At 42.9% G+C, this 15,604-nt stretch carries 9 protein-coding genes; 1 reads left to right on the top strand and 8 read right to left on the bottom strand.

Annotated features, from left to right (window positions below):
• Positions 1 to 35 precede the first annotated feature (35 nt).
• Both AC3WJJ_RS21905 and AC3WJJ_RS21910 read right to left on the bottom strand, forming a co-directional pair.
• Entirely contained in the window at positions 36 to 2,471 is a 2,436-nt protein-coding gene (locus AC3WJJ_RS21905; protein ID WP_492543745.1) for a PAS domain-containing sensor histidine kinase, read from the bottom strand.
• 213 nt (positions 2,472 to 2,684) lie between these two features.
• Positions 2,685 to 4,238, bottom strand: coding sequence for a sensor domain-containing diguanylate cyclase (locus AC3WJJ_RS21910; protein WP_492543746.1), 1,554 nt, complete (start codon positions 4,236 to 4,238; stop codon positions 2,685 to 2,687).
• A gap of 246 nt (positions 4,239 to 4,484) precedes the next feature.
• Here AC3WJJ_RS21910 and AC3WJJ_RS21915 point away from each other — a divergent pair, with 246 nt between their 5' ends.
• The gene (locus tag AC3WJJ_RS21915) at positions 4,485 to 5,732 is read left to right on the top strand and encodes an ATP-binding protein (protein WP_492543748.1); all 1,248 of its coding nucleotides are present in this window, start codon (positions 4,485 to 4,487) and stop codon (positions 5,730 to 5,732) included.
• A 65-nt stretch (positions 5,733 to 5,797) separates the two neighbouring features.
• Here the strand turns inward: AC3WJJ_RS21915 and AC3WJJ_RS21920 are convergent, their stop codons facing one another.
• The 6 genes from AC3WJJ_RS21920 to AC3WJJ_RS21945 form a co-directional block, all read right to left on the bottom strand.
• Complete coding sequence (locus tag AC3WJJ_RS21920) at positions 5,798 to 9,667, bottom strand: glycosyl hydrolase family 18 protein (RefSeq protein WP_492543750.1); 3,870 nt, start codon at positions 9,665 to 9,667, stop codon at positions 5,798 to 5,800.
• Between the two features lie 295 nt (positions 9,668 to 9,962).
• Positions 9,963 to 10,790 (bottom strand): MetQ/NlpA family ABC transporter substrate-binding protein, encoded by an 828-nt coding sequence (locus tag AC3WJJ_RS21925; protein WP_492544047.1) that lies wholly within the window; start codon positions 10,788 to 10,790, stop codon positions 9,963 to 9,965.
• A gap of 83 nt (positions 10,791 to 10,873) precedes the next feature.
• Complete coding sequence (locus AC3WJJ_RS21930) at positions 10,874 to 11,545, bottom strand: methionine ABC transporter permease (RefSeq protein WP_492544049.1); 672 nt, start codon at positions 11,543 to 11,545, stop codon at positions 10,874 to 10,876.
• A 29-nt stretch (positions 11,546 to 11,574) separates the two neighbouring features.
• Positions 11,575 to 12,264 carry a methionine ABC transporter ATP-binding protein gene (locus AC3WJJ_RS21935; protein WP_492543752.1) on the bottom strand — a complete coding sequence of 230 codons (690 nt, stop codon included), beginning with the start codon at positions 12,262 to 12,264 and terminating at the stop codon, positions 11,575 to 11,577.
• A 190-nt stretch (positions 12,265 to 12,454) separates the two neighbouring features.
• Entirely contained in the window at positions 12,455 to 14,425 is a 1,971-nt protein-coding gene (locus tag AC3WJJ_RS21940; RefSeq protein ID WP_492543754.1) for a tetratricopeptide repeat protein, read from the bottom strand.
• Between the two features lie 146 nt (positions 14,426 to 14,571).
• Complete coding sequence (locus tag AC3WJJ_RS21945; protein WP_492543756.1) at positions 14,572 to 15,603, bottom strand: ABC transporter ATP-binding protein; 1,032 nt, start codon at positions 15,601 to 15,603, stop codon at positions 14,572 to 14,574.
• Between the last annotated feature and the right edge of the window lies 1 nt (position 15,604).

The following is a 15,604-nucleotide window of genomic DNA, read 5'->3' on the forward strand; positions in this document are numbered from 1 at the left end:
CTTACCCCCGTTTTATAGTATGCAGCATCATCGTCTTAATCTAAGGGCATCGAAATATAAATACATAATCCGTTGTGTGGAGATGACACAAATTCAATCTCCCCATCCATACTCCGAACCCGTTCTTTTATTCCGTAAATCCCCATACTTCCGAATTGCGGATTCGTATCTACTATCTTCATACCAACTCCATTGTCTTCATACTCCAGGTATATACGCTCTATATCACAGAACAACTTTATAAAAACCTCGGTTGCATTTGAATGCTTGGTGGCGTTAGCGAGCATCTCTTGCACAATACGATAAAGTCCGATTAATAGATCATCACTAAGGACCTTCCCCACATCTAAACATTCAAACGAAATCGCATAATCTGAACGAAGCTGTGTAAATTCAAAGAGCGCTTCAAGTGATCTTTTTAGCCCCACTTCAGTTAGTAGCGGCGGCCGTAACTCATTACACGTAATGCGTATCTGGTACGTGACATCGAGCAGCCCTTGCTTGATCCGTTCCAGTTCTTCACGTGATTCATCAGACATCTCAATATGGGGATCAGATATAAGTTGATCCAATCTTCGGTACCATATTATCTGCTCCTGTAGAGCTGCATCATGTAAATCCTGTGCCAAGTTCTTTCGCTCATTCTCTGACAGTTGGAACATAAGCCGTAGCAGCCACACAGGGGCACACGACTGAGGAGCAAGTCGCTCTAACCCTCGTGTCAAATCCTCAATTACACGAAAATTATCATAAAGAACGTTGACATAACGTGATATCGTATCAAGCCATACTTTTACAGCTTTCACGTGTAAATAGGATGTTTTTTCTCCTACGCATAGGATACAACTCTTTCCATGTATCTCTCCGATCTTCACAAAATGTCCGGTCGGTGTATTCATGATTTGACAGATTGGCAGATTCTCGGCACCCAGTTCACGAATCATCAACAATATATCCTCGGGAATTCGAGGATTTCCATGCTTTAACGTTATGTTTGAATGGCAATCGATATCAATGAAGCTAATATGATCTGTCTCTAGGACCTGACAGACCTCTCGAACAAAGCGAATGTTTAAATCCTCAATCTTAACCATACCAAACAAATCCGAAGAGAACTGATCCAGACTCATTTGTAGTCTGAAATATCGATCCTCACTCTCTCGTATCATCTCATCAGCATATTGCCGGTCTTTTTCTTCACGCTTTTGTTCCGTGATATCTCTTAAAATGGTCACAGATTCTGTATCGGATCCTGCAAAAGGAATAGAAGCAGTAATGGCTTCTACATCGATAACGGTACCATCTTTTTGCACAATCCGGTGTTCTCCAAGACGAATGGTCCCACGCTCGCGGTATACCTCTTGTAAATATTCCTGAACCATACTTTTCGAATCTTCATGTATGATGTCCAGAATTGGACGACCAACGAACTCATCGAGCTCTGTTGCACCATTTAATGCCAAAGCTTCAGAGTTCAAATATGTATATTTAAAATTTTTGTGTAGCAACATGGCTACTGGTGAAATTTCAATAATTTGACGGTTCAATTGCTCACTTTCCATCAAGGCTTTAGCCACTCGTTTACGTTCTGTGATATCTTCAAATACAATTTCGATCATTTCAGATTGATTATCATATATTGCACTTACCATCACATCAATGGTTTGACCATCCATTCGATTAATCCTAAGTTCTTTAGGTGACAGATAGCCACTCTCTTGCATCTCCAGTCTAATCATACCCGCCCAGTTAGGCTCTCCTGCAGCAACCCATTCCCATGGACTTGTTCCGATAATGCCCTCCAGGCTTTTGGCTCCGAGCACCTTCAAACCACTCGGATTGAGATAGGTCAGAACCCCATCTTTTGAGACCGCAATAGCGACCGGTGATAACTCTACAAGTTTACGGTAACGCTCTACACTCTCTTTTAAAGCTCTCTCCATTTTTTTGCGCTCTGTAATATCATGAAATACATGTACGGTAGCTCTGGTCTGCTCATCATATATGCCAGTAACTTCCCCTACAATGACTTGTCCTTTGAGCGTTAGAATCTCATATTCAATCGCATGGCCATATTGATGTGTGACGATGTACTCGATTCGACTACGAGCTTTAGCCATCTCATACGGAGGAAGAACATCGAATATGGACCGACCAATGAGTTCCTCAAGTGAGTCGGCTCCAAACCATTTCACCCCCGCTGCATTAACAAATATAAACTTCTCATCACGCTGAACAATCATGGGCTGAGTATAAAGGTCGATTAATCTCCCATATCGTTCATAACTCTCTTTAAAACTATCAACTAAATACGGCTTACAATTATGGTCAACATTTATGTTCTTATCCTGTGAATATTTGCAATTCCTGTAGTGCATATCTACGGCATCCTGCTTGCAACGATACATCATATAAACAATTGCAACACTTACAATCAATTCAAGCAACGAGAGCAGAACGTATATATTCAAACTTTATCGGAATCCCCTTTTATCATTTCATGTAGACTAACTATGATTATTATCGGCATTTTTTGCGCAAATGCGAATGTTTTTTTGAAATTTTAAATAGAAGTACTATCCTAGTAACAAAAAAAGAAACCTCTGCCCTGCATCGGTCTAAATATCCTCCGATAACAATAAACATAAGGTTTCTTTATATTGCTTACTATATTAATAGATAAATCATCCGTTATTCGTTGAGAATACCGTGATCCGATTTCTTCCTTCTTGCTTTGATCTATACAAAGCCATGTCGGCCCGCTCCAAAAGCTCCTTAGCAGTTATGTCCTCGGAAGGGGTATAGAGCGCAATGCCTATTGATATCGTGATCGCCACTCCATTTGAATCTGGACCTGCTGCTATCCTTTGTCTCAGATTCTCCGCTATGGCTGAAGGTTTCTGAAGGCCTTCCTCCCGAACGAGAATTCCAAACTCTTCTCCACCGTAGCGGAAGCATACATCTTGCTGCCTAGCGCATAAGAGCATCTCTGAAGCTAGATGTTTCAGTACTTCATCCCCAACCGCATGACCGTACCTATCATTCACACATTTGAAATAATCGATGTCGAGTAAAATAATTGCAAATGAATCCTCTGCCTCCATCCACTCCTCAAGAGATATGTCCAATTTCTTTCGATTCGCAAGCCCCGTTAAACCATCAATCTGGATCTCATCATTAAGAAGGTTCAGATGATTGCCTATGCTTTGATGTAACTGCTTCACTTCATAGATGAGGGAAGCAATCTTCGGCATTTCTGGTGGAATAGAATTCTTAGTCATCACTGCTTCTTCCGAGAACCTTGCCAATTCGTACAGTGGTGAAGAGATATATCGAGATACGCGCCATGCCACGAACAGAATGATAATACACACTGGAAGCGCCTGCAGTATAATATGCAACGCAAGCTTCTTAAGCGGTTCATTGAGAACAGCTACAGGGGTCTGAGAGACAATTCCCCATCCACTTTTTGGTTCATACGCGTATCCTGCAAAAAAGTCATGTCCCTGAGAGTTTGTTATCTCCGTTGACCCGCTTATTCCACGAATTGCGTTATTAATGACTGAGTTTCCTTCAATCTTCTCATTGATCCGCTCAGCATCCGGATGGAATATAAGGTGGGAGTGCTTATCAACAACATAGACATAGGAGCCGTTGCCATAAAAATGCTCACTCAACAGCCGGCTTAGAACATTATCCTCCTGCAGATAAATCGTACCACCAACAAAGCCTTTATACTGTCCTTCAGTATCATATATGGGGGATGATACCAGTAAGATCAGACGCCCAGTTGCCGCTATATAAGGCTCTGATATGAGAGGAGTCCTTAACTCAACAGCTTGAATTGATGCATCAGAAGTTAACTGGCTCCCTATCAAACTGTAGGACTGATCTGGTGTAATCGATTGAATTTTTCGCTCTGAATCCACAATCACAACCGAGTTGAAGTACTGCTCATTAGCTTTAAACCAGATATTTAAGTCACGCTTACTAAAGGAATTTTCACCTGCCAAGCCAGCGATACTATTCATGTTATTCTGCATTATGTTCAATAAGTCAGTTGTATTCGAAGCTAATTTCTTAGCGTACTGATAATTGCTCTCCAAATAATTCGAGGTCAAAGATTTTAGATTAGCAGTTATTGCTAGATACCCTCCGACAACAGCAGTTAGCAATACAGAGCCAACTACTAACAAACCAAGTATCATACGAAGTTTTAAACCTTTACGCTTTCTCACGATGAGCCTTCCTTCGTTCTAAGATAGATATCCTGTTGCCCCCAGCAGGAATGGCCATTCACAGAATTATTATCCCATTGTACCAAAACTTGTCTAAATATGGCGATTTTCTTCATCGAATTATAAAATAGCATCCTACTAAAATGTAAATTTTTAAATTTCGTATACATACCAAGGGATTTCCACATTCCATGTCGAAAGATTAGTGCAATGAAGATGTATTATTGAATCAGAGGGTGAAACATTTTGTCGGAAATCAAAAATATTCTGTTACAGTTACTATTTGCACTTTCACCATTTGTGGTATACAACATTTTCTACCGCAACCTCGAAATTAACTATTCCAGACGATTTATCCTGATTACCTGCTCCTTTTGTCTAATACTATCTATGATCTTTGCCTCTAGTACAGCGGCAGGCTTCATATTTGATGTCAGGTATGTCATCATCTTCTTCGGTATTTTATTTGGAGGAGTCATATCAGGATTTATTTTATTAGGGGAGTTTATTGCTTTCCGGATGTACATCGGCGGCGCTGGTACTCTTGATGCCCTGATTATCCAAGCCATTACCTTTCCTCTATCCTTACTTTTAGGCTCTCTCTATCACAAGATGAGAAAGAAACATATCATTACGTTTATCGCAGGAATCAGCTTCTCCTTCATCCCGCTTATTGCGCTATACATAAACCAACCGAACTATGTTGTCAGCTATTTTTCATTCAATATTCTCGTTATGCCCGTTCAGAACAGCCTTGGTATATGGCTACTTATCACACTGTTTAACAAATCCGTATCTGACAAGGAATTTTACCTTAAGCATATTCAGAATGAAAAGGTAGAGGCCATCAATCAAGTCGCCGCTTCCTTAGCTCACGAAGTTAGAAATCCGTTAACAACGGTTCTAGGCTTCCTGAAACTAATAAGAGCCAACCGTTTTGAACGGGAAAAGACCGAGCGTTTCATCGATATCAGTATTGAAGAAATCCATCGAACAGAGCAAATCCTGTCCGATTACCTCTCAATCAGTAAACCTCCTATCTCGATTCAGCAGCAGATTGATCTGGTCCGCCAATTAACAACCGTCGTAGAAGTGATGACTCCTTATGCAAATATGAATAACGTTTCCCTTGAATCGGAAATTCCATCTTCGCCTATACTCATCTTCGGCAGTCCCACAGAAATAAAGCAAGTACTCGTTAACTTCATCAAAAATGCGATTGAAGCATGTACGGACATCCCAAAAGCGCGTGTTGGTATTACTTTCCATGTGCATTTACAGCGGGTTCAGCTTCTAATTGAGGATAACGGAGTGGGAATGGATCATGACCAGCTTAGCCGTCTTGGCTCCATCTATTACTCTACGAAAAGTACAGGAACCGGACTTGGTCTAACTTACTCCTACCAAGCCATCCGTTCCATGAATGGTACAGTCACAGTAGAAAGTGAGCCACGCTCCGGAACAATCTTCACGATATCTCTACCGCTGGCCTGATGTTTAGAATAGACCGAAATGATAGAAGGCCGCTCAAGGTTATTCCCTTGAGCGGCCTTCTTTAATTAATTAGATAATCCTAACACTCGAAGCATTCTCATCACCGTAACTACGGTTTGCGCTTTCGTTACATTCATCTGCGGAGCGATCTGATCCTTGGATACTCCTTGAATGATTTTATGCTCAACAAGCAGCGCCAACGATGATTTAGCATATGCCGAAATATCCTTCTGATCCTTAAATTTGGCCAGCGATGCGGAATTAGCATCACTAGACTTCCCTGCATAATTCATTGCATTAGCTAGAATCACAGCTAGTTCTTCTCTTGTCAGTAATCCATTCGGATCAAAGCGATCTCCGGATTTACCTTGAACAAGTCCTGCTGCTTTTGCTGCCGCAATTTCCTTCGCATATTTCGAATTCGCATCTACATCTTTAAAGTTGGTCTCATTGCTGTTAGGCATAACACCAAGACCTCTAACGATGATCGATGTCATCTCAGCACGCGTAATATCCAAGTTTCCTCCAAAGACATTCGCACGCTCTCCTTGTGCGATCAGCATAGCAGCGGCTCTTGCTACATCTTGTTTCGCCCAAGCAGGGATAACATCTCCAAAAGTAACCTCGTTCTCAGCCAGCACATAAATACCTCCGGCTGTCATTTTAAGTTCCGCTCTAACCTTGCCGTCAGGTAGAAGCGTAAACAGTGTAGGCACAGAACGAAGCTCACTTGTACCCGGTACAAACACCATTCCTGCTGCACGTTTCTGATCAATCTGCTTCGGATCAAATGTAATGAACTCACTCACATATAATGATCCAAACTGCTTCAGCTCTGTAACACTCTTATCCGCATTCACTTGTTCGATCTTGAACAAGACTGGTTTCGAGAGACCTTTCATTCCTTTAAGCAATCCATTCGCAGTCTCTGCGTCTTTCTCAGACGGAGCGCCAATGGTAACTTTCATGTTGCCCTTAGATATTAATGCAACAGGAATTCGGTGCTCAGCGCCATTCATCAGCATCGACAAGGTACCCTTTGGATCTTTCTTGGCGATCGCTGCGATAACCCCTTGCGGAATTTCGATCTCTGCCTGATTCGTTATATCCCCAAGTGCAATCTGGAAGTTCGAGGAAGATGAAGCATTAATTAATTGAATCGCTGCTGCTTCTGGTATACTTACAACCGATTTGTCGGCTTGTTTATTAATCTGCACACCTAGCTCATCTTTACCTTTTGGAGGTGTCGGAGTTGGAGCTGGTGTTGTTGGTGTTCCGCTGGAGCTTCCGCCACTGGAACTTCCGCCGCCATTGCCGCTACCCGGTTCCGTAGGTGCAGATGCAGTCGCCGCACTCAGTTCTTCTGAAGCGACGGACACCGCTTGAACTTCATCTCCTGATTTTGTGATAGCAAGCAAATGTAATTGGTAAGTTTGTTCTGGTTTCAAAGAAGTAATGGTGTACGTTGTCTCCTTGGTCGTTCCCACCATGGCTTTATCAACGTAAATCTCGTACTCTGTTGCTCCCGGTGCAGCATCCCACTTCAGAGAAAGAGCATTTGCTGATTTGGATGCCAATTGCAGATTATGAGGAGCCGGCAGGGCAGATGTATTCACCTCGCCATGAATCGGTAGATCTTTCACGAGCTGTGTAGTCAGCGTCTTATTGCGGTCACCGCTTATATCCCAGCTCATGACGCCCGCAATATCCAGTGTCTTCACCAAGGAAGCGGTATACATCATCGTTGTCTTGTCATTGAACGTGATGAAATTGCCGTTCTCTTCGTTATATACATAGGCTACTTTGGCTGCGTTATTCCAGTAGTACTTATAGCCGTTTTTGTTCAGGTAGTTGTTTTCGATGTCGGAGAAATCAAATAAATTGTCGTTACTATCAAATGTCCCCGAGAAGAAACCATCGCACGCTTGATACTCACCGTTTGCTGGACAACCCCTCCAACCTTTTCCGTAGTAAGGTACTCCTGCAACTAATTTATAGGTAGGCACTCCACCTTTTAAATGACCGTTTAAAGCTCCAAGAACATTGTTACGTTTAGCGCTTGCTGTAGGAAGATTTTTGTCATAATAAAGTGGGGAATTATGGTGACCTATTTTGTCCCCTTTTCCACTGTAATCGTACGTCATAATATTAATAAAATCTAGATAATTGGAAGAATTCTGAAGGTCTGCATTGACTACAAACTTATCTGCTTGCCAAGATGCAATAGTAAGCAAATAGTACTTACCATCCTCAGAACCTGCAGCATCTAAAGCCTCTCGAACTGTCTTCATTAATAACACGAAATTCTCTTTATCCTCTGGTCTTCGAGAATTACTGTCATCTCCACCTTCTACGGGATACTCCCAGTCAATATCAAGCCCATCTAGTTTGTATTCCCGTAAAAACTTCACAGCAGAGTTAGCAAAGGCGCGACGAGTAACCTCATCATTGGCTACATTAGAGAAGTTCTTAGACCAGGTCCATCCTCCAACAGAAACTATTAATTTCAAATGAGAATTTTTTTCTCGTATCGATACCCATGAGCTCATATTCGAAAAATCAAGACCTGGATCACCTATAACGATTTCTCCGTCATTGACATAACGATTTTGAAGAGCTATTTCTGGATTTTCACAAGCTCTAGCTCCCGTTGTTCCATACTTCTTCCAACATACATCAGCAAAGGCGTAATTTATGTGAGTGATTTGTGAGGCGTCAACATCAGTTGGTTTAAAATCAAATCTACCAGAGGTATTAGACCATGAAGTGTAATAAGTAACGTTCGTGTAATTACTGCCTGGAACGGCAGAGATAGATGCACTTTCTTGAGAAGTCCAGAGGCTGTTCTTGGCAGTAACATGGTAGTTATAATTCTTACCTTCCTCAAGCCCCTCAACTACATACCGATTATCCTCGCTTGATCCAATCATTACGCCATCTTGGAAAATATCATACCCCGTTGCACCCGAGACCGGTGCCCAACCAAGAGATACAGTCGTTCGAGTAGCTGTAATAACTTGCAATGCTTGAGGTGCATCTAACTCGCCCCACGTAAGCGTTACCTTGTTACTGTTTAAGGAAACTGGATTTGGAGGATTCTGTGCTCCTACCTCAAAAGTATAAGTTTCACCAGCTTTTAAAGAATCTACTGTGAATCTTGTCGCATCATTACTCCAAGTTCCACCTTTCCATCCTTTATTCACGTAAATGTCATACCCTGTAGCATTGGGGCTTGGCCCCCAGCTCAAAGTCGCTGTATCCCCGGTCACTTCGGTAATCTTTAAGTTACTTGGTGGTGTCAGAGGTGCTTCTTGATAATCGCTCTCGTCTTTTGTTGTTGTGAACTCAACGATGTTACTCTTGTGTGCTTTTGCAGGGTCGTTATTCCAAGTGATATAAACCCGATACTTCGTTTCTGGTTTTAACTTAATTGCATAACGGGTTTCTTTATTTCCCCAATTGTTCCATCCTCCCGTATCCGCATCCCAAATCTGAATATCATTCGGATCTTCTGTTCCATTGGGTCCTGACTTGAAATCCCATTCAAGCAAAGCACGGTTATGGTAAATTTCTTTCACTCTCAGATTCTGCGGTGCCAGCGGATCTTGCTCCCCAGCAATTGCAGCGTCCTTTAGCTCAGTGGCTGGAGTCTTTTCACCCTCAGCAGGTGGAACCGCAGTTGTTTCATCCGTAGGTGGTGTTTCATCGGTTGGTGGTGTTTCAGGTGTTACGTCTGTTGGCGTATCAGGAGTTACTTCAGTAGGTGGCGTTTCGGGTGCTACGTTCGTTGGTGGAGTCTCGGAGTCCGTGACTAGTGGAGTATCTGTCTCAGCTGCGTAAGAGACGGGAGCGTTCAATAACGGAGTAAAAGATAGAACAAATACAAGAAAGATTACCATCCATTTGGAATACCTGTTATGTATCCTTAGATTCATTAATTTCACCTCTATTAAGTTTTATATTTCGGGGTCAGGCATGCATAAAAGCGGTTACATTTCGGTGAGTGCAACATTCGGTCTTTATGAGGCTCTAGTGATGTTTTCTGAAATATTACCTCCATTCTTCAAAATAATACAATAATTGTAACTAGTACTATAATGAAACTTGGCTCAGTAAATGAGAAGGGATACATTCTTACAAAGATAGGATAAAATTGTATAATTTTATGCAAAATACAGATTTCTATGTAAAAAAGAGCCCTTCATGATGAAGGACTCCTTATCAATTTCATTATTCAAATGCAGGAATAGCGATCTCATCATAATTATCTTCAAAAAATTTCTTAACTTCAGGTCCAGTCATCGCTTTAGCAAGCTTACGAATGGCTTCAGAATCAGCATTATCTTTACGAGCAACCAGTGTGATTGCGAATTCTGAATCTGTGCCTTCCGTAATCAACGCGTCCTTCTTTGGAGTGAGTCCAAGAGGCTTCGCGTAGGCAGGCGTCATGACAACCATATCTACATCATCCAATGTACGAGCAAGCATGAGCAGATCTACTTCTTGGAATTTATAGTTTTTAGCGTTCTCAACGATATCAGATGTTGTCGATTTAATGCCTACTCCATCCTTCAGCTTGATCAAGCCGTGCTTCTCTAGCATCACGAGCGATCGACCAAGATTGGAAGGATCATTCGCTACGGCGATCGTTGCTCCCTCTGGAAGCTCTTCAATAGATTTATATCGCTTGGAGTAAGCACCGAAAATGGCGTGATAAATCGGCTGAACGGCCACAAGCTCGCTTCCGTTGTTCGCATTGTATTCCTCCATATAAGGAACATGTTGAAAAAAGTTCGCGTCCACTTCTTTGTTCGCAAGCGCATTGTTCGGCTGCACATTATCCGATAGAATCTGGATATCTAGGTTAATTCCTTCCGCTTTAAGTTGTGGCTTAACTAGCTCCAAAACTTCGGTCATTGGTGGAATCAGGCTTGCTACCTTGAGCGTAACTTCTTGACCCGTTGTCTCTTTTTCACCACTACCGGTTTGGTCTCCTATTTCCTTCTGACCGCAACCTGCGACGATTATCATCATTACAGCTAATAGACCTGCGAGCATACTTCTTGAGTGTTTTGACTTGAAATTCATTACCATCTTACCCCCATCTTAGATGTTATTACTTCATGATCGAAACAAGCACTTTACCTCTTATCTAACAACCTTGACAACAAGTTCCCCGTGAATTGAATAGACTGAACCAATATAATCATGATGATAATCGTAAATACCATAATCTCCGTTTCAAACCGCTGATACCCATATCGAATAGCAAAATCCCCTACGCCGCCACCGCCTACGATTCCCATCACGGTTGAGTAGGAAATAAAGCTGATCGTCGAAGTTGTCAGTCCTAGTACAAGACCAGATCGGGCTTCCACATAGAGAAATTTGAAGATCAATTGCAGTGTCGAGGCTCCCATCGAGGAAGCCGTCACTGTCACTTCTCGCGGAACGTCGAGCAATGCTTGTTCTACTAGCCTGGAGTAATAAGCTATAGCTACCACGGATAATGGTACAGCAGCCGCCAATGTACCTAAGGATGTCCCCACTAGCATACGAGTAACCGGAATCATAATGACCACTAGGAGCAAGAACGGAAATGAACGAATGACATTCACGAGCCCGTTCAGCACTGAGAAGACAATACGATTCTCGTATATTTGACCTTTACGGCAAAGGTACAACAGTGTTCCTACCGGCAGACCAAGGATGACAGCCGCAGCAATAGAGATGCCGACCATAACGAATGTCTCACCAATCGCTTTCCAAATCTCCGACTGATACTGTCCTACATATGTGAAATAATCGCTCATATAATGGACGATACTGCTTAACCAATCCATCATAAATCTGCCTCCACCGGATAGGTATCGATCAGACGACCCTGATCCATAACTGAGACATGCTTGCAAATCCGGTTTACCACATCTACCTCATGCGTAACGATCACAATCGTAACCCCGAATTTTTCGTTAATGCGGCTAAGCACATCAAGAATATCCGAAGTCGTCTGTGAATCCAGCGCGGAAGTCGGTTCATCACATAATAGTACTTTAGGCTGATTCACTAAAGCTCGTGCAATCGCTACCCGCTGCTTCTGTCCTCCACTAAGTTCTGCAGGATATTGGTGAATTTTGTCGCTGAGTCCTACAAAATGTAAATATTCTTCTATCCGCTTCAGTCGCTCTCTCTTGGGTATCCCTGCAAGCTCAAGGGGAAGCCCTACATTGCCAGCAACATTCCGATTACCGATCAGATTAAAGTGCTGAAAGATCATTCCGATCGATCTTCTTGCCTCTCGAAGCTGTGAATTCCTCATCGCAGTCAGGCTTCTACCAGCCACCTTCACCTCACCAAGATCAGGTCGTTCAAGAGCGTTCATCATTCGCAAAAGCGTAGATTTACCTGCTCCACTCGCCCCAATTATGCCGTGAACATCACCCTCTTTAATGCATAGGGAGACAGAATCTACGGCAAGAAACCGGCTCTTCGGGGGACCGAAACTCTTACTCACCTGTTGTAAAGCAATCATAGTCTAAGCTGCGCACCCCCACTTTCCATTCTTTCATTTTGCATATAAACATAAGAAGAAACGGCTCGAACCCTTTAGGGTACAATGACCGTTTCGATGTGAATCCAACTATTCGAATCATATCACATAATGAAAGAATGTTGTCTCTTTTAAAAATAAATCAAATTTTGGTATCTTAACCTCAAATAATCTAAGATAAATACAACTGATTACCGTACATCTCAGTCAATTTTTCGGCAGCACGTTCAAGTATCATTTCATCAAACCCGTCTAGTCCTTCGATAGCTCTGATCTTATCCGCTGGTGAACTTTCCTTGTTCAGGTGAAGACTCCAGTTCACAATATTCTGTATGGTTTCCTCTGTCTCAAACTGACGGAAATAGATATGCGCTTTGTACAAATAACTTTCTGCATGCTCCGGCAAAATGCTCAGCACTTCATCAAAAGCTTCTAGCGCAGCATCTTCTTCATGATCCTTATAATGTATCTGCCCTAACCTAAAATATGCCCCCGGATGGCCTGGTTGAAGTTCAAGGAATTTCATGATATCTACTCTAGCTCTGGCGTAGTCCATCATGGATAAATAAATAGCACTTCGAAGACTATATAGCGCCGCGTAATTGTTATCGAGTTCTATCCCTTGCGTACAATCAGATAATCCTCGATCCAGCTGTCCCGTCTCAAAAAAACAACCTGCTCGGAATTCATATAACCTCGAATTTCCAGAGGTCATATGAATAGCCTTGGTATATGCATCAATCGCTAAGTCCCATAGGCCCATCTCTTTATAAATATGACCACTTGCAGTTAAATAGGTCGGGTGGTCTTCATAATCTGGGTCTAGTGCAACAGCTTTCTGCAACTCAATCAATGCTTCCTCATTCTTCCCTTGCAAATACATCACATAACTTTGTTTATTGTGTATTTCCGAAGTATCACTTAGCTTCAGCGCTTCACTTAGCGCCTCTTCAGCAGCTGGCAAATCAGCCATTTCAATGAAAATATCTGCACGCTGCGTAAAATTAGCCGCGTCGTCTTTTTCCATCTCCAGCAGCTTATCGTTCAGCTTAATAGCCTCTTGATTCTTGCCTAAGCGATACAAACAATCTGCCATCCAGTAGCATACGAGTGGAGATTCGGAATGCAGTCGATACAATTTCGTTATCACTTCAGCTGCTGCTGCTTCCTCTCCATCCTCTCTATACAATCTCGCAAGCTCGAAATAAGCACGGAAGTCGTTCTCATCCTGGTGAATGGCGAGGCCAAAGTCCTCTATCGCTTCAGCCTTCTTACCCCAAGCTGCATAAATCTCCGCACGCTTCAGGTACAGATCCACAGCTCCTGTATAGATTTGCAGCCCTTCCGTTGCCGCTTCAACGCCTTTTTCGTATTGCCCTAGCTGCAGGTACAGATCTGCCAGTAATCGCCGGAATGAGAAATTCTCCTTCGTCTGCCTTTGAAACGTCATAAATGCACCATAGCTGTAATTGGTAGCGCCATCGAATATGGCGTAACCTTGGTCTGATTCCGCTTCATACCGATTAGACAACGCTACGCCTTTCTTTAATACAGTGACTGCTTCTTCCATGGAGTCAACTAAATCTAAGCACCGCGCAAGCATGAAGTAATACATGGGGATTGCCCGATCTGGATTTTTCACACTTTCTTTGAAACAGTGAACGGCATCGGCCGGGTTACCATTCTCATAATACGTCACACCCAATTCATAGTAAGTCGAGATGACTGTACTCGCATCCTCTCGCTTTATGGATTCTTTCAGGTCCCGAATTGCCTCCTCGTATCTACCCATATCTTTATAGGTTATCCCTCTTGTGTACCAATTCATAAAGTTATCGCTATTCAGCTCAATCGCTTCATTCAGGTCTAATATGGCTTCTTCTTCACGGTTCAGTTCACGTAAAATATGTGCTCGCCTTTCATAGGCTCTTGCTGCCCCCGTCCGATCTATAACCTGTCCAAGATACGCTATTGCCTCATCCGAATGAGCCGTATGATGCAGCAGCTCTGCATAAATGATCTGATCATTTAATGACTTTAGAGCTTTTTGGCCCTTTCTGATATATTTGAGTGCTTTCTCCAAATCTTGACGACCACGATAGTAGCTACCGAGCTTAAGCCAGATTCTATCCAGTAACAGCATTTCTCTCACCCTTTAAGTTTGTATGTAAGTCACTATCCATTTCACAATACCCCTAAATACTTGAAATAGGGAAACCCATCGGCTTCCCTATTCTCATATATCTATTATATTGTATAAAAAGGCGATAAATGTCCAGTGTCTCTCATTCAATACACTTTATGGATGACATCCTCAAAGTCGGGGTTCTCCATATCGATATCATCCAGTTCCCCCCAACGCCCGAGCTCCTTAAGTACAGCCATCGTGTTCATCTCTTGACGATTAACCTCAATGGTAACGATATTCTGCGTTACTGCTGTTACACGGATAAGAGATGGCTTAGCTGCCACGATCGATCCACCACAACCTCTAATGCTGGAATCTCCAGGGCTCAGAGACTGATATACATCTGGAACCTGAAAAGAACCTTTATAAGTAACTGTAATTCGCGTTGGCAATCCAATCGTATCACGAAGTGAACGGGTCGTTCCGTCATAGGTCAGCTTACCATCATTAATAACCATCACTCGGCTGCATAACTGCTCAATATCGTCCATATCATGCGTGGTCAAGAGAATGGTTTTGCCAAAATCCTTGTTCAGAAGCGTAAGAAACTGACGGATATTCCGCTTCGCGTTCACATCAAGACCAATCGTTGGCTCATCTAGGAATAACACATTCGGATCATGAAGCATCGCTGCCGCGAGGTCTGCGCGCATGCGCTGTCCGAGCGATAGCTTTCGCACAGGCGTTTCCCAGAACGTGTGCAAATCCAGAAGCTCTGTAAACTGATCGAGTCTACGCTTCTTATCCCTACGATCCACCGAATACATTTTTGCCAAAATATCATACGAATCCTTCACCGGTAAATCCCACCACAGCTGACTGCGCTGACCGAACACGACCCCCAGGTTCTGAACGACCCGGCGCCGGTCCTTATGGGGATCCATTCCACCGATGGACACCTCGCCAGAGGTTGGATGCAGAATGCCTGTGAGCATCTTGATCGTCGTCGATTTCCCCGCCCCGTTAGGTCCGATATAACCAACAAACTCTCCCTGTTTGACGTGAAAGCTAATATCTCTCACTGCTTCTTTGGTCTTGTAATCCCTTGAAAATAATGTTCTTAGGCCTGCAAAACGGCCTTCACGTACTACAGGTGTCTTGAATTCCTTGTGTATGTTATGAACCTCAATCATC

It is taken from the genome of Paenibacillus sp. FW507-14B1B (assembly GCF_058781425.1).

Bases quoted from the DNA above. Each gene is read 5' to 3' on its own strand.
- AC3WJJ_RS21920 (WP_492543750.1), bottom strand. From the start codon at position 9,667: ATGAATCTAAGGATACATAACAGGTATTCCAAATGGATGGTAATCTTT.
- AC3WJJ_RS21925 (WP_492544047.1), bottom strand. From the start codon at position 10,790: ATGCTCGCAGGTCTATTAGCTGTAATGATGATAATCGTCGCAGGTTGC.
- AC3WJJ_RS21945 (WP_492543756.1), bottom strand. From the start codon at position 15,603: ATGATTGAGGTTCATAACATACACAAGGAATTCAAGACACCTGTAGTA.
- AC3WJJ_RS21930 (WP_492544049.1), bottom strand. From the start codon at position 11,545: ATGAGCGATTATTTCACATATGTAGGACAGTATCAGTCGGAGATTTGG.
- AC3WJJ_RS21935 (WP_492543752.1), bottom strand. From the start codon at position 12,264: ATGATTGCTTTACAACAGGTGAGTAAGAGTTTCGGTCCCCCGAAGAGC.
- AC3WJJ_RS21940 (WP_492543754.1), bottom strand. From the start codon at position 14,425: ATGCTGTTACTGGATAGAATCTGGCTTAAGCTCGGTAGCTACTATCGT.